The organism is Enterobacter cloacae complex sp. P1B, from assembly GCF_014982345.1.
In the GTDB taxonomy this organism is placed as follows: Bacteria; Pseudomonadota; Gammaproteobacteria; order Enterobacterales; family Enterobacteriaceae; genus Enterobacter; species Enterobacter bugandensis.
Genome location: NZ_JADCLF010000012.1, coordinates 28,533 through 52,946, shown reverse-complemented (window position 1 = coordinate 52,946; position 24,414 = coordinate 28,533). Strand labels below are relative to the sequence as shown.

Sequence of the window (24,414 nt, the reverse complement as noted above, 5' to 3'; positions counted from 1 at the left end):
GGTAAGCGATGATGAATATCCACCTTAATGTTTCATATTAACGGAATATCCACATCCCGTGACCACAACAACGCTTTCGAGTGACTAACCCGAAATAATACTGTTCTACCTTTTACACACTGAGGAATATTTTAAAAAATGAATAAATCCGTTATTACCATGGGATTTTTATTGGCTGCAATTGCCAGTCCTTCCAGCCATGCAGCGCCAGGTAAAGGCGCAGGGACGATTGAATTCACGGGTATGATTACCGCGAGCACCTGTGATGTCGATATTAACGGTCAGGGCGGGAACCCAACGATCGATATGGGTACCATCTCGTCTTCAGCATTTAAAGAAAAAGGTGACGTTGCGGGTATTCACCGTATCCAGATAGAACTGTCTAACTGCGATACCGCCGTCCTTAAATCAGCCGGAGCACGATTTGGCGGTGCCTATGATGCTAATGATAATAATCTGCTCGCGCTTAAAACCGGTGGCGACGCCGCAACGGGTTTGGGTATTGAATTCCTGAATGAAGATGGAACATCGTTAAAACTGGGCGACAACCCGAATAAGTTTGTTCCTATTACCGGTGATGGCACCACGGGGGCAGCCACCCTGCTGTATTCAGCCCGTTATAAAGCATCCCTGGATGCTGTGACCGCCGGTAAGGCAGATGCGGTTGCGGATTACACCATTATCTATAAATAAATCATTCAACTCAGTTCCGGGCAATGAATAACAGCCCGGAACGCAAGGACGTTTTATGTTAAGGAAACGCTATCTGACGCTGCTGGCTCTGCTCTTTGGCTCTTGTATGTCACACGCCAGTGTGACCTTATCCAATACGCGGGTGGTATATCATGCGGACAAGAAAGAGAGCAATATTACAGTCAGAAATAATACTGCCAGCCCGTTCCTGGTACAGAGCTGGGTACAGGGCAAAGATTCACAGGGCACCAAAGCCCCGTTTATTGTGACGCCACCGCTTTTTCGCATGGATGCAGGTAAGTCCAACGCGCTACGTATTATCTATAACGGCGCGCCTTTACCGCAGGATCGCGAGTCGCTTTTCTGGATCAACGTAAAATCGATCCCCTCCTCTTCCAGAGAGGATATTAATAAACTGCAGATAGCGGTAAATACCCGGATCAAATTATTTTATCGTCCGTCAAATTTAATGGATGAACCCACGGATATTAGTAAGAATGTGCAATGGTCTGTTAAAAATAACGAACTCATTGTACGCAACAACTCCTCTTATTACATTTCCTTTGCGGAGGTGAAGATCAATAACAAAGCATGGTCAGAGATTGACATGCTCGCGCCTAAAAGCAGCACAACATTCACGCTCAGGAACACGCTTTTGAAAAACAATGCCACCGTACAATGGAAATATATCAATGATTATGGCGGCAACAGCCAGTTAATCACACAAAAAATAGAATAACGATTTTAAAACAATAACCTCACAGGGGTATTTTTTCATGACTATATTTTGGGGCATTCGTCCAGCGCTTTGCTTTGCCTGGATATTACCCAGCGCATTATACGCCAGTGATTACTTCGACCCGGCCTTTCTGGAAACGGGTGGCGCGCCGCGTACCGCCGTCGATCTTTCTCTCTTTGAGAACAAAGAGAGCCAGACACCCGGCGTTTATCGTGTTGACCTGTTTCTTAACAATAAAATGTACGACACGCGCGATATCACGTTTCGACTCGAAGAGAACGCGCAGCATAAAAATATCCTCGCACCGTGCCTCAGCGAGGAGACGCTCCAGTCGTTTGGTGTTAAAACGGCGGCATTCCCGTTGCTCCGGGACGATACCCAGGGCTGCGCGAATCTGTCGGCGATCCCTCTCGCAAGCAGCGAATTTGACTTCAGCGAGCAGGCGTTAAGGCTCAGCATTCCCCAGGCGGCCCTGGACAGCCACGCTCACGGCTACATCGATCCTGCGCGTCGGGAACAGGGTATTCCGGGCCTGATGCTCAGCTACAACTACAGCGGCGCCACGTGGACCTCGCACAACGGGACGGGAACCGATAGCCAGTACCTCAGCCTGCGTCCGGGACTGAACGTTGGACCCTGGCGTTTACGCAATTTCTCGACCTGGAGTAACAGCCAGGGGCAAGCTGGGCGCTGGGAATCGGTTTATACCTATCTGCAGCGTGATATCAGCGCCCTGAATAGCCAGCTGATTGTCGGGGATAACAGTTCTACCGCAGAAGTCTTTGATAGCACCCCGTTTCGCGGCGTTCAGCTTTACTCGGATGAACAGATGCTTCCGGGCAGCCTGCGAGGCTATGCGCCGGTGATCCGCGGTATTGCTCGTACTAATGCCCAGATCACTATTTTTCAGAACGGCTACAGCATTTATCAAAGCTATGTCCCGCCCGGTGAATTTGTCATCAACGATCTTTACCTCGGCAGCAGCGGCGAGCTGAAAGTTGTGGTGAAAGAGGCGGATGGCAGCGAACAAGTCTCTTTAGTGCCTTACGCGTCGTTAGCGGTTATGCAGCGGGAAGGGCAATACAAATATGAAGTCATTAGCGGCAGCTATCGTTCCAGCAGCAGCGATGCTGAGAATGCCCTGTTTTCACAAGGGAGCCTGATTTACGGTCTGCCGTGGGAAACCTCGATATACGGAGGCATGCAGGCTGCCAGCCAATATCAGTCCCTGCTTTTTGGCATGGGTAAAAACATGGGCGATTTTGGTGCACTGTCATTTGATATTACCCAGGCCTGGGCCACCACTAAACAGGCAGAAAAAAACCGGGGACAGTCGCTACGCCTGCGCTATAACAAAAATTTGCTGTCTACCGGCACTAACGTTGCGATTGCGGGCTATCGCTACTCGACGTCCGATTTCTACACGCTCGGTGAAACCCTGAGCAGCTATCACTCGCAACCCTCGCGCCTGGATCGACGCCGTAGCCGTACAGAACTGACGCTAAACCAAAACCTGGGAGAAAACCTCGGCTATCTCTCCGCCATGCTGGTCAGCGAGGACTACCACACGAGCCAAAAACGCACGACCTCCGCCACGCTGGGCTATGGCAACAGCTGGAACGGGATCAGCTATAGCCTGAATTACAACCACTATCTGAACGTGACAAAAGAGGATAACCAGCGTCTCTATAATCAGGACAATCTGTTCAGCCTGAGCGTGAGCGTCCCTCTGGACAAATGGCTCCGCTCCACGCGTGCCGGTTACACCTTCTCTGCGGCGGAAAAACGCTCGCCAGGCCACAGTGTTTCCCTGAGCGGCAGCGCCCTTGAGGACAATAACCTGAACTGGAGCGTACAGCAGAATATCAACCCAGGGAGCCAGGCAAACAGCAGCGATGCCTCGCTTAGCTATAACGGACGCTATGCGCAGGTTGGCGCCGGGTATGGCTATAGCCGGGACGCGCAGCGGCTGAATTACAGCCTGCGCGGGGGCGTGCTGGTTCATCCTCATGGCGTCACGCTGGCGCAGTCGCTGGGTGAAACGGTCGCTCTGGTTGAAGCGCCGGATGCCGCAGGTGTCAGCGTCCGTAACCACACTGGCGTGCGCACCGACCCCTGGGGCTATGCGGTGGTGCCTTACCTGACACCTTATCAGGAGAGCAATATCCAGCTGCGTCCCGATACATTACCTGACGATGTCGAGCTGGAAAGTAACAGCCATAAAGTCGTTCCTACCCGGGGGGCTATCGTTCGGGCACGTTTCACCACGGCGGTGGGTAAACGCCTGATGATGACGCTGAAAGATGCGCAGGGCAAACCCGTTCCGTTCGGTGCCATTGTTTCTCAGAATACCACCAGCAGCATTGTGGGTGATGAAGGCAGCGTATTCCTCACCGGGATGGCAGAAAAAGGGACGTTAGACGTGAGCTGGGGTAAGAAACCCGATCAGCGTTGCCAGGTTCACTATCAGCTTTCTGGCCAGGAACCCACGATTAGCGGAATTGTGCAGTTAACGCAGACATGCAAATCATCCGTTAATAAATAAAGGAATTAAAAATGAAAAAATTAACGTTACTCGCGTGCCTGGCAGCAGGGGGATTGATGGGCGCGCCAGCTTATGCTGATGTTGTAGGAAGCTGCTGGCCGACATCAACCGTATCTGGCCAGGCGCACAAGTTTGATATTATCGAAAACCTTACTGCTGACGACGTACCCGGCACAACCCAATCCACATGGAATAATAAAGGTAATTTTAATGGTATCTGCCTCTGTCAGGACTCCAGCGTGCCAGAAAGTATCTTATTTCGATTTACCAGTACGAAACTGGGCACAGGAGGCGGCAAACGTAACGCAGACTTTATCTATTATCCTCTGGATGCGGAAAAGGGTATTAATATCGGTATAAATGTCGTTCTCGGTGGCGAGGATGAATTGCGGTATATCCCGGTTGATTTGAGTAATACCGCCGGTGTTGATAATGGACGTCCTGCGACAAATAACTGTGATGATAAAAACGACCATACTCTGTTCGCAACCGGCTCCAGCGGGACTGTCTCTCTGGAATTAACTAAACCGCTTCCTTCAGGCCGCATTGATATTCCTATGCAGGAATTAGTGACCATTTTTGCTAAAAAACAGACGGGGAGTTATGACACCTCCAGACCTTTTGTCACACTTAATTTCCAACTGTCAATTGATATTCCACCACAATGCATGATTAATGACGGGCAAACCATCAAGGTTCCGTTTGGCAGTATTACCGCGAATGAATTTAAGCCCGAGGCCACCAGTAAGCAAAAAAACGTGGATATTCGTGTGACTTGCAAAAATCCTGAAGATGAAAGCAAGGTGAGTATTAAGTTCCGCGCGTCCGATTTTAATGGCTCTGGTTTTATCAAGACCCATAATGATGAAGGTGAGCGCAATGATTTAGGGATAAAACTTGAACACAACGGGAATAAAATTGATGGCAGCAGTTCGGCCGTACCAACGCAGGAGGGGAATGTCACTATTATAGCAACACCTGTCCAACAAGGAGAAAAGTCTCCACAACCGGGAAAATTCGAAGCCACATCCACGCTGGATTTCGAGTTTAAATAAAGAAAAAACTTAATACAGCGTAGAAACCTCTTATTTCCCGGCAACACATAGCGCTATACAAATGAGTTGCCGGGTATGAAAAATGGATTTGTATAAGGATATATACTATGAAACTCAAAACGAAAACGCGTGTAGCGCTTTGCGTTGCAGCTTTATCAGGTACTGGCATCACGGCATCACAGGTTATCGCCAGCGATATCGAGCCTTATTCTGTCCCTGTATCTATTAAGGGTGAAAAACAAAAAGACTATTTCGGTATGACGATGACCACGATCGGTAAGTTTTCCGATAAGGACAATGGTTCGCATATCGCGGGTGAAGATATTGTCATTACGGCCCCCTGGGGGGATGGCGCAAAAGGGATCGCGTACGTCATTTTCGGGACTTCCGGTGGGAAACCCATGCAGCAAGTCAATAACGTAGGTGAATTCGATCCGCAAAACGCGCTTAAAATTATCCACAGCAATAAAGCGAATAAGCCTGGCTCAGTGACGACAAAATGGATGGGCGTCGCGGTACGTAAAATAGGTGATATTAACGGCGATGGATATGATGATTTAGTCATCGCCTCCCACTGGCATGATCAGGTCTATATTATCTGGGGCGGACCGCATCACCGTACCGGCGCGCGTCTTTCTAATCAGATTGACCTCAATGATATCGACAACGGCGACGCTCGCCTGGGTATTCGCATCCGTACGGTGAATTCTTCAGTCAATGCGAATACCGGCGGCTGGTTTGGCGCCGCGGTAGGCCCAATTAAATATAAAAATTCTGCAGTGGCTAACAAGATGGTCGATCTTGCTATCGGCGATATCGAAGGCACGGGAGGACGCGGCGGCGCCGTCATTATCTACGGCGCTCAAAAGCCAGGCGATCAGTGGCAGAACATTGATATTAAGCGCAACAACTTGGGCGACTGGGAGATCCCTGCCGCGACCGGCGCCTATATTCGTCCGCAGATGACCGCCACCAACGGCCCGGATAAACCCCTTAACTACAACCTTGGGCAGCAGATCAGCGATGTCGGGGATATTAACGGCGACGGCTTCAGTGATTACCTGATCGTCGACCCGGAATCGGTCAATGAAGGCCGTAAATCAGAGGACAGCGGCACTGATGGCCGCGGCACGGCCTATCTCGTCTACGGCAGCAGCTTCAACCAGGGGAATCTCGACATCGCCTCGCTAAACGCGACGCAGGCAACCCGCATTCACGGTATGGGGGCGGCTTTCTTGGGTGGTCAGTCCGGCGGAGGTGAAGGAAGTAACGATCATAGCGCGTATACGCAGGATAAGCCCAATAACGGCACTATTACGCCATTAGGTAACTTCCTGAATGCTCACGCTAACGCTTTTGCGATTAGCGCCCCTGCCGACATGGGTATTGATAAAAAACGTTCCGGGCTGGTCTGGATTATTAAAGGTAAGGCCGACGGCAGTAAGCTGCCATCGTCTCTGTTCCTCGATGCGGCGCACACCCGGCTGAACTACAACAAAACATTTAGCGTACACAATGGCTATGCTATTTACGCCGACAGGCCTGGCAGCAAGCTGGCAGGGTTCGGGAACAGCATTCTCGGTAATGTGGACTTGAACGGCGACGGTAAAAAAGACCTGGTGATCGGCGATCCGAATGCGGTGAACGGCAGCGGCACGCAGGTGGGCGCCGTGTACGTCATCAACGGCGGTAAAAGCCTGGATGACTACGCTGACGATGAAGAAGGCATGATCAATATTAATACGCTGGTGAGAGAAGGCGTTGCGAAAGTCTACTGGGGTAAAAATCAGTATGAAAAATTCGGCGCGTCCATTGCGGCCGGGAGCTTCAATGGCTTCACTCAGGACAGTCTCGCCATTGGTTCTTACCGTGATAACACCTGGACGGGTAAGGTCACCTTCCGCATTGCGGATTACGCTATACCGGATTAATGCTTACATCATCTGAATGGGCAACACCGCCGGGGAGGAGACTCCCCGGCAATTTATTGCGCATTTTGCAGCGCCTGCGCGCACGCCCAGGCGCTCGACCACGCCCACTGGAAATTATATCCGCCGAGCCAGCCGGTTACGTCCATTACTTCGCCAATAAAGTAGAGCCCCGGTACGTTGCGCGCTTCCATCGTGCGTGAAGAAAGCTCATTCGTATCAACGCCGCCCAGCGTCACTTCCGCCGTGCGATACCCCTCGGTACCGTTTGGCTGAACGCGCCAGTTCGTTAGCGTATCCACCAACGTCTCCTGCTCGCGGCTGTTAAGCTGCTTGAGCGACACATCCGGGATCTGCCCCAGCCCCTGCAAACACTCCACCAGACGCTTCGGCAGCTGCATCGCCAGGGTATTTTTCAGGCTCTGATTCGGGTGTGCGGCGCGCTGTTCGTTGAGGAACGCGTCCAGATCGCTGTCCGGCAGCAGATTCACCGTGACAAATTCCCCCGGCTGCCAGTAGCTGGAGATTTGCAGGACCGCCGGGCCGGAGAGACCGCGGTGGGTAAAGAGCAGGTTTTCGCGGAACACCGTCCCGTCTTCGGCAGTAATAACGGAGGGAACAGAGACGCCGGACAGCGTCTGAAGCTGTTCCAGCAGCGGCTTATGCAGCGTGAACGGCACCAGCCCGGCGCGGGTTGGCAGCACCTTCAGGCCAAACTGCTCGGCAATCTTGTAGCCGAACGGTGACGCGCCCAGCCCCGGCATCGACAGACCGCCGCTGGCGATCACCAGGTTATCGGCGCTGACGGTGTCACCGTTCAGCTGCAGCGTGTACCCCTGCTCGTCGCGGGCCACCTCCAGCACTTCAGTGCGCAGGCGCATGACCACGCCGCCCTTCTCGCACTCGGCCACCAGCATATCGACAATCTGCTGCGCGGAGTCGTCGCAGAACAGTTGCCCGAGCGTCTTTTCATGCCACGCGATGCCATGCTTACCCACCAGGTCGATAAAGTCCCACTGGGTGTAACGCGCCAGCGCTGATTTGCAAAAATGGCGGTTCTGGCTCAAATAGGCCGCGGGTTCCACATAAAGATTGGTGAAGTTGCAGCGCCCGCCGCCTGACATCAGGATCTTGCGGCCTGGCTTTTTCCCGTTGTCCAGCAACAGCACGCGACGACCCGCCTGTCCGGCCATCGCCGCACAAAACATACCCGCCGCACCGGCGCCAATAACCACGGCATCAAACCTTTCCACGTCAAAACCCTCTTCGTTAACTGCCGCGGATTGTAAAGTTTCCTCTGTGGTCACACCAGCGTAAAAAGATATTACAAAGCCATTCCATTGAAATTTAACGATTATCCTTTCAGGCACTTTTCCCAAATCAGGTGGTATGTCAAAAAAAGTCTATATTTCACTTTGCCCGTTGCGCATTTGTCCTGGATAATGCGCCGCGTTCATGTCCTCAAAATGGCGTAACGTCCTATGCTACATTTGTTTGCCGGCCTGGATTTACATACCGGGCTTTTACTATTGCTTGCTCTGGTTTTTGTACTGTTTTACGAAGCGATCAACGGCTTCCACGACACTGCAAACGCAGTAGCAACGGTTATCTACACTCGCGCAATGCGATCGCAGCTTGCGGTTGTTATGGCGGCGGTATTTAACTTTTTTGGTGTCCTCCTGGGCGGACTGAGCGTTGCGTATGCGATCGTGCATATGCTGCCAACGGATCTGCTGCTTAACGTGAGTTCCGGTCATGGCCTCGCCATGGTGTTCTCAATGCTGCTTGCTGCCATTATCTGGAACCTCGGTACCTGGTATTTTGGCCTGCCTGCATCCAGCTCTCACACCCTCATCGGCGCGATTATCGGTATCGGGTTAACCAACGCCCTGATGACCGGGACATCGGTTGTTGATGCGCTGAATCTGCCTAAAGTACTGGGCATTTTCGCTTCTCTCATCGTCTCCCCTATCGTGGGTCTGGTGGTTGCGGGTGGATTGATTTTCATCCTGCGTCGCTACTGGAGCAACACGAAGAAACGTGCGCGTATCCACCTAACGCCAGCAGAGCGTGAGAAGAAAGACGGCAAGAAAAAGCCGCCGTTCTGGACGCGTATCGCCCTGATCATTTCCGCTATCGGCGTGGCCTTCTCTCATGGCGCGAACGACGGGCAGAAAGGCATTGGTCTGGTGATGCTGGTTCTGATCGGTGTCGCACCGGCGGGCTTCGTGGTGAATATGAACGCCTCGGGTTACGAAATCACCCGTACCCGTGATGCGGTCAACAACGTTGAAACCTATTTCCAGCAGCACCCTGAGCTGCTGAAAAAAGCGACCGGCGTTGACCAGCTGATCCCTTCTCCGGAAGCCGGTGCCACCACCGCGCCTGGCGAATTCCACTGCCATCCGGCTAACGCGATTAACGCGCTGGAACGTGCCAAAGGTATGCTGGGCAACATCGAAAGCTACGATAAACTGGCCGTTGAACAGCGTGGTCAGCTGCGTCGTATCATGCTCTGTATCTCCGACGTGACCGATAAAGTCGCGAAGCTGCCAGAGGTGAATGGTGACGACAAGCGTCTGCTGAAGAAACTGAAAAGCGATATGCTCAATACCATTGAGTACGCGCCAATCTGGATCATCATGGCGGTCGCGCTGGCGCTGGGTATCGGTACGATGATTGGCTGGCGCCGTGTGGCGACCACCATCGGCGAGAAGATCGGTAAGAAAGGCATGACCTATGCGCAGGGTATGTCCGCGCAGATGACGGCAGCAGTGTCTATCGGTCTGGCGAGCTACACCGGTATGCCGGTATCCACCACCCACGTACTCTCCTCGTCCGTGGCAGGTACCATGATTGTTGACGGCGGCGGTCTGCAGCGCAAAACCGTGACCAACATTCTGATGGCCTGGGTGTTTACCCTTCCGGCTTCTATCCTGCTGTCAGGCGGGTTGTACTGGATTTCGCTGAAGCTGATTTGATTGGCTGAAGGCGACAAAAAGCGGGTCAGGAAACTGACCCGCTTTTTTTATGGCTGTTATTTGCAATCCAACAGTTTATAACATTAGGATTTTCTGAACATTTTTTGCTCAAAAGAGTTGCGAAAATAACACTATGATGACGGCCAGAAGAAAAACCAGGCAAAGGAGAATGTATGGCTTCTGTCCCAATTTCAGGACCTGGCTCAATAGTTATAGCAAATAATATGCGTGAAGCACGTCTCCATGGCATGTCGCGTAACATGGCCACTCCCTCAACGTATTACTGGTTCTACCAAAAAGTCCGAAATGGTGGTCCCTGGGATTACAAAAAATTCGACCCTTATTTTGCTGCATTTGGTAATTTCAACTTCGGAGCCGCCGGAACTGCAGCAGGCATACCTGCAAACATCCTTCTTATGGGCGCTGGTTGGGCTCAAGGCCGTGCTGGCACGTCAAAACCTGAATGGGGAAAATGGCACGAAAAGCCGCCTTACGGGGACGATCCAACGGACCAACGCAATATCAGAGAAGGAATAGAGTATGCCATTCAAAACGGCTACTAAATGGATTCATCGCCTTGTTACTGTTTCGCTTCTGGCTCTGGTCATTGGATTTGTGTGGCTCAACCACCAGCCCAACCAGCAAGAGGGCGATAAACTTCAACGCGTTTATAAATTATCTGACAGCGTCTGGCTCTATATGACCGTGAACAATCAGGGTGGCGCCACCGTACCCACAATCTACCGTTACTATCTCTCGGAAAAGATAACAGGAAAAGACACCGACATTATCCATCAGTTGGCAATGAAGCATCCTGTCATTGAAGGTACGGGTACAATCACTGCGGCCAGCATTGATACAAACGGACACGTTAATATCGCCTATAGCGGGAAGGTTATTTCGATTGAGACCAATATCTCCAATCTGCGGTTCTCAGTGAAGCCCTGAACCAGAGGAAAGCAGGCGGGGTTATCCCCGCCTGCTGAGGTACTCAGTGCCAAATCATCAACGCAATCATACTGACCACGACCAGTCCACACAGGGCGCTGGTTAAAATGAACTGACGACGCAGACGCTCGCAGCGACGGATAAACTCTTCATCGTGATGATCGCGGTAGCGCTGGTAGTAGATATACCCCACCAGACGCATCTGCTTGCTGGGCTGTCCATGCGAGGTGAAGAACCCTCCACCGTCCACATACTGATACAGCAACGGATCGCAACCACGAAGTACCACTAACAGCGCACGTAACGATGAGAAGTAGCGCGCCATATTCACTATGCAAACTACGCATAACGCCCAAAACAATGCGACGGTGCTAATCATACATCCTCCCCGGCGTCCGCCCACGAAGCAAGGCTCCTGAGCTACCGCACCCCAATGCCCTGACAGACAGTTCAGTGAAAGAATGACTAAAAGTCGATCCGGTTCGCGTTTTAATATCCGAACGGCTCATTAAATAGTGTAGGAGATCCGTTAATTTTTTTGCCACAAGGTTAATCGTTATCAACACCAAAGCTTGAAAAATATGTTTAACTGGGCCGTAATGAAAGCATCAGACGACGGCTTTCCCATTTAGTCATCGATAACTTAAGGAAGGAGTAACACTATGGCTTACAAACACATTCTTATCGCGGTAGATCTCTCCCCGGAGAGCAAAGTGCTGGTTGATAAAGCGGTATCTATGGCACGTCCCTACAACGCGAAAGTCTCCCTGATTCACGTTGATGTGAATTACTCCGACCTCTACACCGGTCTGATCGACGTCAATCTGGGCGATATGCAGAAACGCATCTCTGAAGAAACGCATCACGCGCTGAGCGAGCTCTCCACCAACGCGGGCTATCCGATCACCGAAACCCTGAGCGGCAGCGGCGACCTGGGTCAGGTGCTTGTTGATGCGATTAAGAAATACGATATGGATCTGGTGGTATGCGGTCACCATCAGGACTTCTGGAGCAAGCTGATGTCTTCAGCACGCCAGCTGATTAACACCGTTCACGTGGACATGCTGATTGTTCCGCTGCGCGACGAAGAAGACGAGTAAGTGCAAAAAAAAGCGGCACTGAAAGTAGGCCGGGTAAGGCGAAGCCGCCACCCGGCTTTTTTTATTCCGGCGTCCCCGAATAAATATCAAACCGATGCCCTTTCGTGGTCACCGCGTTGGTCGTAGCAACGTCCGCCAGCGGCGGCGCGTAGTCCGGGCGCTTCACCACCACCCGCTTCGTCGCGAGCTGACGAGCAGGCTCCAGCAGGCCATCTGCGTCTAAATCCGGCCCCACCAGCGACTGAAATACCCGCATCTCTTTCTTCACCAGCGCGCTTTTCTGCTTATGCGGGAACATCGGGTCGAGGTAGACCACCTGCGGACGCGGGGTGATGTCCGTCAGCGCCGTCAGGCTTGACGCGTGGATAAGCTGCAAACGCTCCTGCAGCCACGGGCCGATTTCCGGGTCCGCATAGCCTCGCGTAAGCCCGTCGTCGAGCAGCGCGGCGACAACCGGATTACGCTCCAGCATCCGCACATGACAGCCCACCGACGCCAGCACAAACGCATCGCGTCCCAGCCCCGCCGTGGCGTCCACCACGTCCGGGAGATAGCTCCCCTTAATGCCGACCGCTTTGGCCACCGCTTCGCCGCGACCGCCGCCGAACTTACGCCGGTGCGCCATCGCGCCGCCAACGAAGTCGACAAAAATCCCGCCGAGCTTCGGTTCATCGCGCTTGCGTAATTCGAGATGTGCTGATGTCATTACCAGCGCCATCAGGTTCTCTTCATCGTGCTCCAGCCCCCAGCGGGCCGCCAGAACAGATAAGGCGCCGTCTCCGGCGCCCGTTTCATCCACTAAGCAGATCTTCACGTAACAATCAGCCTTTGATCCCGTAATGCTCAAGCATCGCATCCAGCTGCGGCTCGCGGCCACGGAAGCGTTTGAACAGCACCATTGGCTCTTCAGAACCGCCGCGGGTCAGGATGTTGTCAAGGAACGACTGGCCGGTTTCGCGGTTGAAAATCCCCTCTTCCTCGAAGCGAGAGAAGGCATCCGCCGCCAGCACGTCGGCCCACAGGTAGCTGTAATAGCCCGCCGCGTAGCCGCCCGCGAAAATGTGGCTGAACGCGTGCGGGAATCGGCCCCAGGTTGGCCCTGGAATAACGGCAACCTGCTTTTTAATCTCGGCCAGCGTTTCGAGGATTTTCGCCCCCTGCTCCGGGCTGAACTCGGCGTGCAGGCGGAAATCGAACAGGCCGAACTCCAGCTGACGCAGAATGAACATCGCCGCCTGGTAGTTCTTCGCCGCCAGCATTTTATCCAGCAGCTCTTTCGGCAGCGGTTCGCCGGTCTCGTAGTGGCCGGAGATAAACGCCAGCGCGTCCGGCTCCCAGCACCAGTTTTCCATAAACTGGCTTGGCAGCTCGACCGCATCCCATGGCACCCCGCTGATACCGGCGACGCCGGCGGTTTCGATGCGGGTCAGCATGTGGTGCAGGCCGTGACCGAACTCGTGGAACAGGGTGATCACTTCGTCGTGGGTGAACAGCGCAGGTTTGCCGCTTACCGGACGGTTGAAGTTACAGGTCAGATAGGCGACCGGTTTTTGCAGGGAACCGTCTGCTTTACGCATCTGGCCCACGCAGTCGTCCATCCACGCCCCGCCGCGCTTGTTCTCACGCGCGTAGAGATCGAGGTAGAAGCTGCCGCGCAGTTCGTTTTTCTCGTCATACAGTTCAAAGAAGCGCACGTCCGGATGCCAGACGTCGATATCGGTACGCTCTTTAGCGGTAATGCCGTAAATGCGTTTAACCACTTCAAACAGGCCGTTGACGGCTTTGTTTTCCGGGAAGTACGGGCGCAGCTGCTCGTCGCTGATGCTGTAGAGGTGCTGCTTCTGTTTTTCGCTGTAGTAAGCAATATCCCACGGCTGCAGCTCGTCCACGCCAAACTCCGCTTTCGCGAAGGCGCGCAGCTGGGCCAGCTCTTTCTCACCCTGAGGACGAGCACGTTTGGCCAGATCGGTCAGGAAATCGAGCACCTGCTGCGGGTTCTCGGCCATTTTGGTGGCGAGGGATTTATCCGCGTAGCTGTCGAAGCCCAGCAGCTGAGCCAGCTCGTGACGGAGGGCGAGGATTTCCGCCATCACCGGACTGTTGTCCCATTTACCCGCGTTCGGCCCCTGATCGGAGGCGCGGGTGCTGTAGGCGCGGTACATCTCTTCACGCAGGGCCTGGTTGTCGCAGTAGGTCATCACCGGCAGATAGCTCGGGATATCCAGCGTTAACAGGAAGCCTTCCTGCTCTTTCGCTTCGGCCTGGGCTTTCGCCGCCGCCAGGGCGCTTTCCGGCATTCCCGCCAGCTCGGCTTCGTTGGTAATCAGCTTCGTCCAGCCCATGGTGGCGTCAAGGACGTTATTGCTGTACTGGTTACCCAGTTCGGACAGTCGCGCGGCGATTTCACCGTAGCGGGTCTGCTTCTCTTTTGGCAGACCGATACCGGACAGCTCAAAATCACGCAGGGCGTTATCAACCGATTTTTTCTGCGCCGTGTTCAGTTCGGCATAATGGTCGCCGTCGCGCAGGTCGCGGTAGGCTTTGTAGAGCCCTTCGTGCTGGCCGACCCAGGTGCTGTACTCAGAGAGCAGCGGCAGGGTCTGTTCGTAGGCTTCGCGCAGTTCCGGGCTGTTTTTTACCGAGTTCAGGTGGCTTACCGGAGAGAAGATACGCCCCAGCACGTCGTCCACTTCGGCCAGCGGCTGACACAGATTTTCCCAGGTGTACGGCCCGCCCTGCGCGACCACGCTTTCTACCGCCGCGCGGCAGTTGTCCAGCGATTGCGTAACGGCTGGGACTACATGCTCGGGGAGGATTTTAGAAAACGGCGGCAACGAAAAAGGCGTCAGTAATGGATTGGTCATAAACGCTGTCCTGTTGAAATAGGTGAATGAAGCGCGCATCCGGCGCTGTGCATATTGTTTTCAGTAATGGGGTTAAGTGTAGAGGATTTCAATAGCTGCGCTTACCGGGCCTGCGGGTAATCTGTGCCGTTCTGCTGTAAACTGTGGCAAATCGTCAATTCAGCGGAATACCATTACCCATGCTCAGTTATCGCCACAGCTTCCACGCTGGCAACCATGCCGACGTCCTCAAACACACCGTTCAGAGCCTGATCATTGAATCGCTTAAAGAGAAAGAGAAGCCGTTTCTCTATCTGGACACCCATGCGGGCGCGGGCCGTTATCAGCTGAGCAGCGAGCATGCCGAGCGTACCGGCGAATACCTTGAGGGCATCGCCCGCATCTGGCAGCAGGACGACCTGCCCGCCGAGCTGGAGCCGTACATTGGCGTGGTGAATCACTTCAACCGCAACGGCCAGCTGCGCTACTACCCTGGCTCACCGCTGATTGCCCGCCAGCTACTGCGCGAGCAGGACAGCCTCCAGCTGACCGAACTGCACCCGAGCGACTTCCCGCTGCTGCGTTCGGAATTTCAGAAAGACAGCCGCGCCCGCGTCGACAAAGCCGACGGCTACCAGCAACTGAAAGCCAAGCTGCCGCCGGTTTCCCGTCGCGGCCTGGTGCTGATCGATCCACCGTACGAAATCAAAACCGACTATCAGGCGGTAGTGACCGGCATTCACGAAGGCTACAAACGTTTTGCGACCGGAACCTATGCCCTGTGGTACCCGGTGGTGCTGCGCGCTCAGATCAAGCGCATGATCAAAGACCTTGAGGCGACCGGCATTCGTAAAATCCTGCAGATTGAGCTGGCGGTACGCCCGGACAGCGACCAGCGCGGCATGACCGCTTCCGGCATGATCGTCATTAACCCGCCGTGGAAGCTGGAAGCGCAGATGAACAACGTGCTGCCGTGGCTGCACAAAACGCTGGTGCCAGCCGGAACGGGCCACGCCACCGTCAGCTGGATCGTGCCGGAGTAATTGCAGCCATCGGTGGAAACTATTGATTTCAGGTATACAATCGCGGCAATTCACGATTAAGGACAAAAGCTATGACTAAGCATTATGACTACATCGCAATCGGCGGCGGCAGCGGCGGCATCGCCTCCATCAACCGCGCGGCCATGTACGGCCAGAAATGTGCGCTGATTGAAGCCAAAGCGCTGGGCGGCACCTGCGTGAACGTGGGTTGTGTACCGAAAAAGGTGATGTGGCACGCGGCGCAAATTCGTGAAGCGATCCATATGTACGGTCCGGACTACGGCTTTGACACCACCATCAACAATTTCGACTGGGACAAGCTGATCGCCAGCCGTACCGCCTACATCGACCGCATTCACACCTCGTACGACAACGTGCTGGGCAAAAATAACGTCGACGTGATTCACGGCTTCGCCCGCTTTGTGGACGCGAAAACGATCGAAGTGAACGGCGAGACGATCACCGCCGATCATATCCTGATCGCCACCGGCGGCCGCCCGAGCCACCCGAATATTCCGGGCGCGGAATACGGCATCGACTCTGACGGCTTCTTCGAGCTGCCTGCTCTGCCTGATCGCGTGGCCATTGTGGGCGCAGGTTACATCGCGGTTGAGCTGGCTGGCGTGATTAACGGCCTGGGTGCAGAAGCGCACCTGTTCGTGCGTAAACACGCACCGCTGCGCAGCTTTGACCCGCTGATCGTCGATACGCTGGTTGAAGTGATGAACACCGAAGGCCCAACCCTGCACACCAACGCCGTGCCTAAAGCGGTCGTTAAAAACGCGGACGGCAGCCTGACCCTTGAGCTGGAAGATGGCCGCAGCCAAACCGTTGATTGCCTGATCTGGGCGATTGGCCGTGAACCGGCGAACGACAGCTTTAACCTGGCGGTGACCGGCGTGAAAACCGACGAAAAAGGCTACATCGTCGTCGATAAGTTCCAGAACACCAGCGTACCGGGCATTTACGCCGTCGGTGATAACACCGGTGCGGTTGAACTGACGCCGGTGGCCGTTGCGGCGGGCCGTCGTCTCTCCGAGCGTCTGTTCAACAACAAGCCGGACGAGCATCTGGACTACAGCAACATCCCGACCGTGGTCTTTAGCCACCCGCCAATCGGCACCGTCGGCTTAACCGAGCCGCAGGCGCGCGAGCAGTACGGCGATGACCAGGTGAAAGTGTATAAATCCGCGTTCACCGCGATGTATACCGCCGTCACCTCTCACCGTCAGCCGTGCCGCATGAAGCTGGTCTGCGTGGGCCCGGAAGAGAAGATTGTCGGTATCCACGGCATCGGCTTCGGCATGGATGAGATCCTGCAGGGCTTTGCGGTGGCGCTGAAGATGGGTGCGACCAAGAAAGACTTCGACAACACCGTGGCTATCCACCCAACGGCGGCGGAAGAGTTTGTCACCATGCGATAATGCAGAAGCCCCTCTCCGGAGGGGCTTTTTTTATTCACATACATAAATCGTTGCAAAACGAATGCTCCGAAAAGAGTGATCTACCGCACATATCCCTCCACATCTACCGAAGCGAATGTCTACGCTTATAGGACGCCCGGAGAAACCTGTCTTCAGAATACACAACCGGAGGTCCCTATCACCATGTTCAACCAGAAACTACAGGCTACCGAGAACATCGAATTCGAGATTGCAGAAGAGCTGCGCTACGAGACCGATCCCTGCGAGTTAAAACTGGATGAGATGATTGAGGCGGAGCCGGAACCCGAAATGATCGAGGGGCTACCCGCCTCCGATGCCCTGACGCCCGCCGATCGCTACCTTGAACTGTTCGAGCACGTCCAGTCGACGCGGCTGTTTGCGGACAGCAAAACCTTCCCCGACTGCGCGCCGAAGATGGATCCGCTGGATATTCTGATCCGCTACCGTAAGGTCAGACGGCACCGGGATTTCGACCTGCGCCAGTTCGTTGAGAACCACTTTTGGCTGCCTGAAACCTACAGCACGGAATATGTCTCCGACCCCGGACTGTCGCTGAAAGAGCACATTGATAGCCTGTGGCCCGTCCTGACGCGCGAACCGCAGGACCATATTCCCTGGTCGTCCCTGCTGGCGCTGCCGCAGGCCTATATCGTGCCCGGCGGGCGATTCAGCGAGACCTACTACTGGGATTCTTACTTCTCCATGCTGGGGCTGGCGGAAAGTGGCCGTAACGATCTGCTGAAGTGCATGGCGGATAACTTCGCGTGGCTGATCGAACGCTACGGCCATATCCCTAACGGCAACCGCACCTATTATCTCAGCCGCTCGCAGCCGCCGGTCTTTGCCCTGATGGTGGAGCTGTTTGAAGAGGACGGCGTGCGCGGCGCGAAGCGCTACCTCGACCACCTTAAAATGGAGCATGCCTTCTGGATGGACGGCGCGGAGTCGCTGCTGCTTAATCAGGCCTACCGCAGCGCGGTGCGCATGCCGGACGGCTCGCTGCTGAACCGATACTGGGACGACCGTGACACCCCGCGCGACGAATCGTGGATTGAGGACGTGGAAACCGCCCGCCACTCGGGCCGTCCGCCGAATGAGGTCTATCGCGATCTGCGTGCGGGGGCAGCGTCTGGCTGGGATTACTCCTCCCGCTGGCTGCGCGATCCGGCGCGGCTCGCCAGCATTCGCACGACGCAGTTTATCCCCATCGATTTGAACGCCTTCCTGTTTAAGCTGGAGAGCGCGATTGCCAATATCTCGGCGTCGAAAGGGGATAAAGAGACGGCCGAGCTGTTCCGCCAGAAGGCCACCGATCGCCGCGCGGCGGTGAACCGCTATCTGTGGGACGAGGAGAGTGGCTGTTACCGCGATTACGACTGGCGACGCGAGCAGATGGCGCTGTTTTCTGCCGCCAGCATTGTGCCGCTGTATGTTGGAATGGCGACGCACGAGCAGGCAGAACGTTTATCTGACGCGGTAAAAGCGCGTCTGCTGACGCCGGGTGGGATTCTGGCAACCGAATACGAAACCGGCGAGCAGTGGGATAAACCCAACGGCTGGGCGCCGCTGCAGTGGATGGCGATTCAGGGGTTCAAGCAGTACGGCAACGACTCGCTGGGGGATGAAATCGCCTGGAGCTGGCTGCATACGGTGAACCACTTCTACAAGACGCACCACAAGCTGATTGAGAAGTACCACATCGCCAGCAGTACGCCGCGCGAAGGGGGCGGCGGGGAGTATCCGCTACAGGATGGCTTCGGCTGGACGAACGGCGTGGTGCGACGGTTGATTGGGTTGTATGGGGAGCCTTGAGAAGGGTGCGATCTGGCCCCTCTCCCCTCTGGGGAGAGGGTGAAAACTTTAACGAATCACCTCATAAATGGCGGTCTGAATAGACTGCCATTTTTTCGTGGTGGCATCCGGCTGTGACTGCGCGCGTCGCGTTGCCATCTCAAGATCGTGCTTCTGGCGCTTCACCACGGCCGGCACGGTACAGAAGGCTTTCAGATACTCTTTACGTATTGACGTCAGGGACTCGCCGTTTGACATGGCGTGGCTGAGCGTATTGATGAAACGACGACACGGCTTCTCTTCTGCCATGTTCTGCCGATAGCGCAGCATAAGCTCCAGAACGTCGTCATAGCCTGCCGACATCGCCTCTTCGGTCCATGACAGCTTCCAGTCCATCCCACCCTGCAAAAAGAGCAGCGCCACGCGGGTATCGTTGCGGTTAATCGCCGAACGGAAATTACTCTCGTCCCAGGTCACTCCCATGCGCGTCAGCGTCTCGCGCGAGGAAGGGGTTTCGCGCATCTCCTGCGGCGGAGCCGCCGCTTGCGCCGTATTTTCGGCCGCAGGCTGCGGTTTGCTGCTGGTCACCAGCCAGAAGCCGCCTACCACGATGGCAATCACCATCACGCCGACCGCTCCCCATAGCGCACCGGAGATAAGCTGCTCACGCTGTTCGGGCGTGCGCGGGGCGCGCTGGGTCGGCTTTTCAATCGTGTCGCGGACTTCAAATAGATCCCCACCGGTAACCCGATCCATTTTTTGCGCCTTTTCCCAGAACGCGTGCAGCTCGCTGGCATCCACCGCCATGAATCCGGCCGGGTTGACGCGCGTTCTCCCCTCTTCAAACGCGCGTTGAACCGGACGGGAGATCTGCATGTAGTAGTTATCCAGCAGCTGAATTTGCGCCGAACTTAACGTTTTCTGCACCGTAATGCTGTTGCGGATTTGCCGGATGTCGTCGAGGAAGGTTTGCAGCGTTTTGCGCGGCTCCACCAGGAGCGTCAACATGGACGGGTCGTTAAACAGCGAGGCGTAATAACGGCTGAACTCTTTTTTATCCACCAGCATTTGCGCCAGTTCACTGAACATCATGCCGCTCAGGACATCGTTGATTTCGCCATGCTTCAGCCAGCGCCGTACGCGGTCAGCGTTAAATAAGGTTTTAAGATGATTATTGAGCCGCACCTGATCGGGCCAGGCCTGCTGAATGAGGCCTTTAATCATTAATTCAATTGCGCGTACCTGCTTGTGCGCCTGCTGTTGCTGGAGTTCGCTTCCCGGGGCCAGCTCGGTGCTGTAGGTCAGAAGCGGCTGCTGCAGACGAAGATGTTCCAGCGTAGTCACAAACCGCATCGCCGCAATAAGCTGGTTTTCACTGACATCCTGCCCGCTCTCGTACTGCGGGACGCGCTGCTGCAGCAGGCGCAGCTGCAGCGTAAATTCCGACATCTCGGCATCATTCAGGTTAAGCTTCTTCGCAACCGTAGCCCATCCCCCGAGGCCTAAACGCGCGCTGTCCAGCTGTTCCAGAAACCAGCGTGGATCTTTCCCCTCAGAAACATGTACATTCAGAAGAAGCAAGATTTCCACCGACGCCTGGCGAATGACCGCCAGACAGTGTTCAAACTGTTCGCGGATATGATGTGATGTGCTGAGAGTCATTGTTTTCCTTAAGCGACAGCGAAGACATCCGGAATGGGCACTAACGGCCGTTTTTCTTTTTATTTATACGCGCTTAACCATACCTGACTTTCTGTTGAAATAAAGTGACAACCCTAAAATCATTTAAAATGCTTCAGGAGAATCTTAATGCCAGTTTTAATGACCTCACGCCTGAACTGTTCGCCCCTGCAGGAGCAAGACTGGCTCTTTTTTCTGGCGTTGCAGCAACACCCCGAAGTCATGCGCTTTGTGGCGGAGAACCGCCCCGTCGCAGCGATCCGGGAGGCTTTTGATTCGCGCCTGACGCCCTGGACGCCTGGCAGCGCGCACTGGCTGTGCCTCGTCGTACGTGATGCCCTCTCACAGGCCCCGCTGGGCGTTACCGGGTATATTCATCGGGAAGAAGATTGCGCCGAAGTGGGCTTTCTTTTTGCCCCCGAGGCGCAGGGCAAAGGTTACGGCTTCGAATCCCTGCAGGCGCTTTGCGATTACGCCTTTCATCAGGGCGGTATTCGTCGGCTCACCGCCACCGTCACCGCGGGAAACGTCGCCTCCAGGCGCCTGCTGGAAAAAGCTCGCTTCCAGCTGGAAGGCGAGCTACGTGAAAGCTATTACCTTTCCGGTCGCTGGCAAAATGACTGGTTATTTGGGTTATTACGGCAGGAATACCTGAACAATAATTCCTGATCAACAGCCATTTGGCGGATATTGCTCGTACCGCGATTCCTCTACAGTATCGCCATTAAGAGGAAACGAATATGAACGGTCATGCGCTAAATATATCTTCTGCCGCCATAGAATTAATAAAGAAACATCAAGGGCTTTCACTGGAGAAATATCGTGATGAAAAGGGTGTATGGGTTATCGGCTATGGGCATGTGATCCGCGAACGGGAAAATTTTCACGGCCTTATCACGCCTCTTCAGGCGGAATATTTACTCCATGAAGATATTCAGTTGTGTGAAACGCTGCTGCGGGAAAAGTGTATACATCCATTAACCCAGCAGCAGCATGACGCGCTGGTACTGATGATACTGAGTTTCGGCGTGACGTCTTCACTCCCGAAAGCGCTGCTTCAGGCCGTCGCCCGGGTGTAGTACATGGCTGCCTGGGTTCGGTTTTTTACCTCCAGCCGGCGAAAAAGCGCTTCCAGATGCGCTTTTACCGTGGCCGCACTGATGTTGAGATTGCGACCAATTTCTTTGTTTGATTCGCCCGCCGCCAGCAGCTTCAGCACCTCACGCTGACGCTCGCTTAAGGAAAGTAACGCCTGCGCTGACGATTGCTGGCTGACCCACTCAGCGGGAAAGCAGACCATCCCTCTGGACACGGAATCCAGCACGGCGGCAAACCGCTCAGGGTTAGCGTTACGGGGGATAATAGCCATCACGTTTCGCTGCATGAGTTGTTCAACCCATCGGGTCTCTTTTTTTGCCAGAACCATCATCACCCGTACCGACGGGAAGCGATGCATGATTTCATCCAGGAAAGAACTCTCCTCATCCTGAATTAAATTGCCGTCAATCATGACGATAGCAGACGGTGACGCGGATATTTGCGTCCATAAATCGTCTGCCTGACAAGCCCCCGTTATATTTATTTCAGGAATTAATTTCTGCAAACCGTGTATCGCTCCATGAATAAATATCGACTGCCTGTCAAACATGATTACTCGCATCGTATTTCTCCCTCTGAGAATAGCGAAGGGGGATTCTACATAGGCGCTATTTAAGAAAAAACTCAATGAATGGAGAGGTTACAAATCCGCCAGTGGTTTTTATATTTACCCGCATTTTGACACATCCATATTAAGGATTTCCTTAAGGGGTTCCCTCCCCTTAACATCAGACATCACAGGAACATACCGCCTGACACTTCAATACGTTGCGCGTTCATCCAGCCAAGCTTATCGCTAAGTAGCGCCGCAATGGCATCCCCGATATCGTCCGGCAAACCTACCCGCCCCAGCGCCGTCTGCGACGCCAGCATCTGGTTAAGCTGCGCGTTGTCGCGCACGCGCCCACCGCCAAAGTCGGTTTCGATCGCGCCTGGTGCGATAATATTGACGGAGATACCGCGCGCTCCAAGCTCCTTCGCCTGATAGCGGGTGAGCACTTCCATCGCCCCTTTCATGGCCGCGTAGGTTCCTGAACCTGGCTGGGTGAAGCGGGCCAGTCCGCTGGAGACATTGAGGATCCGCCCCCCGTCGTTAAGCAGAGGCAGCAGGCGCTGCGTCAGGAAGAAAGGCCCTTTGAAGTGAATGTTCAGCGCCTCATCAAACTGGGCTTCCGTCGTTTCGGTATAGGGTGCGTATAAACCCGTTCCGGCATTGTTCAATAAATAATCAAATGTTTCGCGCTGCCAGACGCTCTTCAGGATCTCCTGAAGCTGTTGAGCAAAATTTTCGAAACTGGCGATATCCCCGACGTTGAGCTTTAATGCCGCCGCCTTGACGCCTTTTTCCTGAATTTCGCGCACAACTTCCAGCGCTTCCTGCTGGCTACGATTGTAGGTCAGGATAATTCCCGTGCCGTCAGCAGCCAGCTTTAACGCAGCGTTTTTACCTAAGCCGCGGCTACCACCCGTCACTAATGCGATACGTTCAGTCATCATAAACCTCGTTTTGGCTGTTATGGAGATTGAGAAAGAGCTTATTAGGTGATAGAAGATCAATAAAGATGGGTAATAACGCTTCACTGTTTCAGTGCAAACAACAATGAGCTTCATCTATGGATAAAATTCACGCAATGCAGCTGTTTGTTCGCGTCGCGGAACTGGAGAGTTTTTCCCGCGCGGCAGAGACATTAACGCTGCCGAAAGGCAGCGTTTCCCGGCAAATTCAGGCACTGGAAAACCGGCTTGGCACCCAGCTACTGCACCGTACCACGCGCCGCGTCAGCCTGACGCAGGACGGCATGGTCTATTACGAACGGGCAAAAGATCTGCTGGCGAACCTGGATGAGCTTGACGGTATGTTTCAGCACGATCCCTCCAGCATCAGCGGAAGGCTGCGCGTGGATATGCCCGTTGGCGTTGCTCGAAATGTCGTCATCCCCAAACTGCCTGCGTTTTTACAGCAGTATCCGGGTATCGAACTGGAGCTCAGCAGCAGCGATCGTCTGGTGGATGTGGTCCGGGAAGGGTTTGATTGCGTGGTCCGCGTGGGTTCCCTGAAGGACTCAGGGCTGATAGCCCGTCCGCTGGGCAAGCTGTCGGTGATCAACTGCGCCAGCCCGGATTATCTGGCGCGTTTTGGCTACCCTGACACGCTGGACGATTTGGGCTCGCACGCCGTGATTCATTATGCCGCGATGCTGGGAAGCCGCCCTCAGGGCTTTGAATTTTATAACGGAAGCACGACGCAGTGGATAAAAACGGGCGGGGTGCTAACCGTCAACAGCACGGAAACTTACCAGGCCGCCTGCCTTGCCGGGCTGGGGATCATTCAGGCCCCGCGCGTTGGGGTGCGCGACCTGCTGCGCGCAAAGAAACTGATTGAGATCCTCCCGCAGTATCGCGCGGAACCGATGCCTGTCTCCCTGATTTACCCCCACCGGCGCAACCTCTCTCGCCGGGTTCACCTGTTTATGGAGTGGCTAACCGAACTCACAAAAGCTTACGTGGACTAGTCGCAAGCTATA

The 24,414-nt window shown here is 54.5% G+C and carries 22 protein-coding genes; 15 read left to right on the top strand and 7 right to left on the bottom strand.

The features are described from left to right. The first annotated feature begins 138 nt into the window (after positions 1-138). The 5 genes from INF77_RS12295 to INF77_RS12275 all read left to right on the top strand — a co-directional run bounded on the left by INF77_RS12295 (position 139) and on the right by INF77_RS12275 (position 6,963). A complete protein-coding gene (locus tag INF77_RS12295; protein WP_045259397.1) occupies positions 139-693 on the top strand; it encodes a fimbrial protein in 555 nt (184 codons plus the stop codon). A gap of 55 nt (positions 694-748) precedes the next feature. Next, complete coding sequence (locus INF77_RS12290) at positions 749-1,432, top strand: molecular chaperone (protein WP_041911869.1); 684 nt, start codon at positions 749-751, stop codon at positions 1,430-1,432. A gap of 37 nt (positions 1,433-1,469) precedes the next feature. Next, entirely contained in the window at positions 1,470-3,977 is a 2,508-nt protein-coding gene (locus INF77_RS12285) for a fimbria/pilus outer membrane usher protein (RefSeq protein WP_193532562.1), read from the top strand. Between the two features lie 11 nt (positions 3,978-3,988). Then, complete coding sequence (locus INF77_RS12280) at positions 3,989-5,032, top strand: fimbrial protein (protein ID WP_048960800.1); 1,044 nt, start codon at positions 3,989-3,991, stop codon at positions 5,030-5,032. Positions 5,033-5,139: 107 nt separating this feature from the next. Continuing rightward, on the top strand, positions 5,140-6,963 hold the full coding sequence (locus INF77_RS12275) for an integrin alpha (protein WP_193532563.1): 1,824 nt from the start codon (positions 5,140-5,142) through the stop codon (positions 6,961-6,963). 53 nt (positions 6,964-7,016) lie between these two features. On the opposite strand, the gene INF77_RS12270 is transcribed toward INF77_RS12275, so the two are convergent. Then, the gene (locus INF77_RS12270) at positions 7,017-8,213 is read right to left on the bottom strand and encodes an NAD(P)/FAD-dependent oxidoreductase (RefSeq protein ID WP_193532564.1); all 1,197 of its coding nucleotides are present in this window, start codon (positions 8,211-8,213) and stop codon (positions 7,017-7,019) included. Between the two features lie 228 nt (positions 8,214-8,441). Here INF77_RS12270 and pitA point away from each other — a divergent pair, with 228 nt between their 5' ends. The 3 genes from pitA (at position 8,442) to INF77_RS12255 (ending at position 10,889) form a co-directional block, all read left to right on the top strand. After that, entirely contained in the window at positions 8,442-9,941 is a 1,500-nt protein-coding gene (gene pitA / locus INF77_RS12265) for an inorganic phosphate transporter PitA (RefSeq protein ID WP_028014734.1), read from the top strand. 173 nt (positions 9,942-10,114) lie between these two features. Beyond that, positions 10,115-10,504: a polymorphic toxin type 44 domain-containing protein gene (locus INF77_RS12260; protein ID WP_059354438.1), complete on the top strand. Its 390-nt coding sequence runs from the start codon at positions 10,115-10,117 to the stop codon at positions 10,502-10,504. Continuing rightward, positions 10,482-10,889: a hypothetical protein gene (locus INF77_RS12255; RefSeq protein WP_028014736.1), complete on the top strand. Its 408-nt coding sequence runs from the start codon at positions 10,482-10,484 to the stop codon at positions 10,887-10,889. The genes INF77_RS12260 and INF77_RS12255 overlap by 23 nt, the downstream gene beginning before the upstream one ends. Positions 10,890-10,932: 43 nt before the next feature. Here the strand turns inward: INF77_RS12255 and uspB are convergent, their stop codons facing one another. After that, positions 10,933-11,268, bottom strand: a complete 336-nt coding sequence (uspB, locus tag INF77_RS12250) for a universal stress protein UspB (RefSeq protein WP_003861224.1) — start codon at positions 11,266-11,268, stop codon at positions 10,933-10,935. A gap of 283 nt (positions 11,269-11,551) precedes the next feature. Here uspB and uspA point away from each other — a divergent pair, with 283 nt between their 5' ends. Then, positions 11,552-11,989, top strand: a complete 438-nt coding sequence (gene uspA, locus INF77_RS12245; RefSeq protein ID WP_003861223.1) for a universal stress protein UspA — start codon at positions 11,552-11,554, stop codon at positions 11,987-11,989. A 61-nt stretch (positions 11,990-12,050) separates the two neighbouring features. On the opposite strand, the gene rsmJ is transcribed toward uspA, so the two are convergent. Next, positions 12,051-12,803 carry a 16S rRNA (guanine(1516)-N(2))-methyltransferase RsmJ gene (rsmJ, locus tag INF77_RS12240; protein ID WP_045259400.1) on the bottom strand — a complete coding sequence of 251 codons (753 nt, stop codon included), beginning with the start codon at positions 12,801-12,803 and terminating at the stop codon, positions 12,051-12,053. Between the two features lie 7 nt (positions 12,804-12,810). Then, positions 12,811-14,853, bottom strand: a complete 2,043-nt coding sequence (gene prlC, locus INF77_RS12235; protein ID WP_193532565.1) for an oligopeptidase A — start codon at positions 14,851-14,853, stop codon at positions 12,811-12,813. A 179-nt stretch (positions 14,854-15,032) separates the two neighbouring features. Between prlC and INF77_RS12230 the strand changes: the two genes are divergently transcribed. The 3 genes from INF77_RS12230 (at position 15,033) to INF77_RS12220 (ending at position 19,132) form a co-directional block, all read left to right on the top strand. Further along, positions 15,033-15,875, top strand: a complete 843-nt coding sequence (locus tag INF77_RS12230; RefSeq protein WP_193532566.1) for a 23S rRNA (adenine(2030)-N(6))-methyltransferase RlmJ — start codon at positions 15,033-15,035, stop codon at positions 15,873-15,875. 71 nt (positions 15,876-15,946) lie between these two features. Continuing rightward, a complete protein-coding gene (gorA, locus tag INF77_RS12225; RefSeq protein ID WP_069733657.1) occupies positions 15,947-17,299 on the top strand; it encodes a glutathione-disulfide reductase in 1,353 nt (450 codons plus the stop codon). A 183-nt stretch (positions 17,300-17,482) separates the two neighbouring features. Further along, positions 17,483-19,132: an alpha,alpha-trehalase gene (locus tag INF77_RS12220; protein ID WP_028014741.1), complete on the top strand. Its 1,650-nt coding sequence runs from the start codon at positions 17,483-17,485 to the stop codon at positions 19,130-19,132. A 48-nt stretch (positions 19,133-19,180) separates the two neighbouring features. Here the strand turns inward: INF77_RS12220 and INF77_RS12215 are convergent, their stop codons facing one another. Continuing rightward, on the bottom strand, positions 19,181-20,773 hold the full coding sequence (locus tag INF77_RS12215; RefSeq protein WP_041911859.1) for an STY4199 family HEPN domain-containing protein: 1,593 nt from the start codon (positions 20,771-20,773) through the stop codon (positions 19,181-19,183). 147 nt (positions 20,774-20,920) lie between these two features. Between INF77_RS12215 and INF77_RS12210 the strand changes: the two genes are divergently transcribed. Next, the gene (locus INF77_RS12210) at positions 20,921-21,460 is read left to right on the top strand and encodes a GNAT family N-acetyltransferase (RefSeq protein WP_193532567.1); all 540 of its coding nucleotides are present in this window, start codon (positions 20,921-20,923) and stop codon (positions 21,458-21,460) included. 71 nt (positions 21,461-21,531) lie between these two features. After that, positions 21,532-21,870, top strand: coding sequence for a lysozyme (locus INF77_RS12205; RefSeq protein WP_028014744.1), 339 nt, complete (start codon positions 21,532-21,534; stop codon positions 21,868-21,870). On the opposite strand, the gene INF77_RS12200 is transcribed toward INF77_RS12205, so the two are convergent. Continuing rightward, a complete protein-coding gene (locus INF77_RS12200) occupies positions 21,849-22,451 on the bottom strand; it encodes a response regulator transcription factor (protein ID WP_028014745.1) in 603 nt (200 codons plus the stop codon). The two genes, INF77_RS12205 and INF77_RS12200, sit on opposite strands and share 22 nt — an antisense overlap. A 173-nt stretch (positions 22,452-22,624) precedes the next feature. Next, positions 22,625-23,383, bottom strand: a complete 759-nt coding sequence (locus INF77_RS12195) for an SDR family NAD(P)-dependent oxidoreductase (RefSeq protein ID WP_028014746.1) — start codon at positions 23,381-23,383, stop codon at positions 22,625-22,627. Between the two features lie 119 nt (positions 23,384-23,502). On the opposite strand from INF77_RS12195, the gene INF77_RS12190 reads away from it, so the two are divergent. Continuing rightward, positions 23,503-24,402 (top strand): LysR family transcriptional regulator, encoded by a 900-nt coding sequence (locus INF77_RS12190; RefSeq protein ID WP_028014747.1) that lies wholly within the window; start codon positions 23,503-23,505, stop codon positions 24,400-24,402. Positions 24,403-24,414 lie beyond the last annotated feature (12 nt).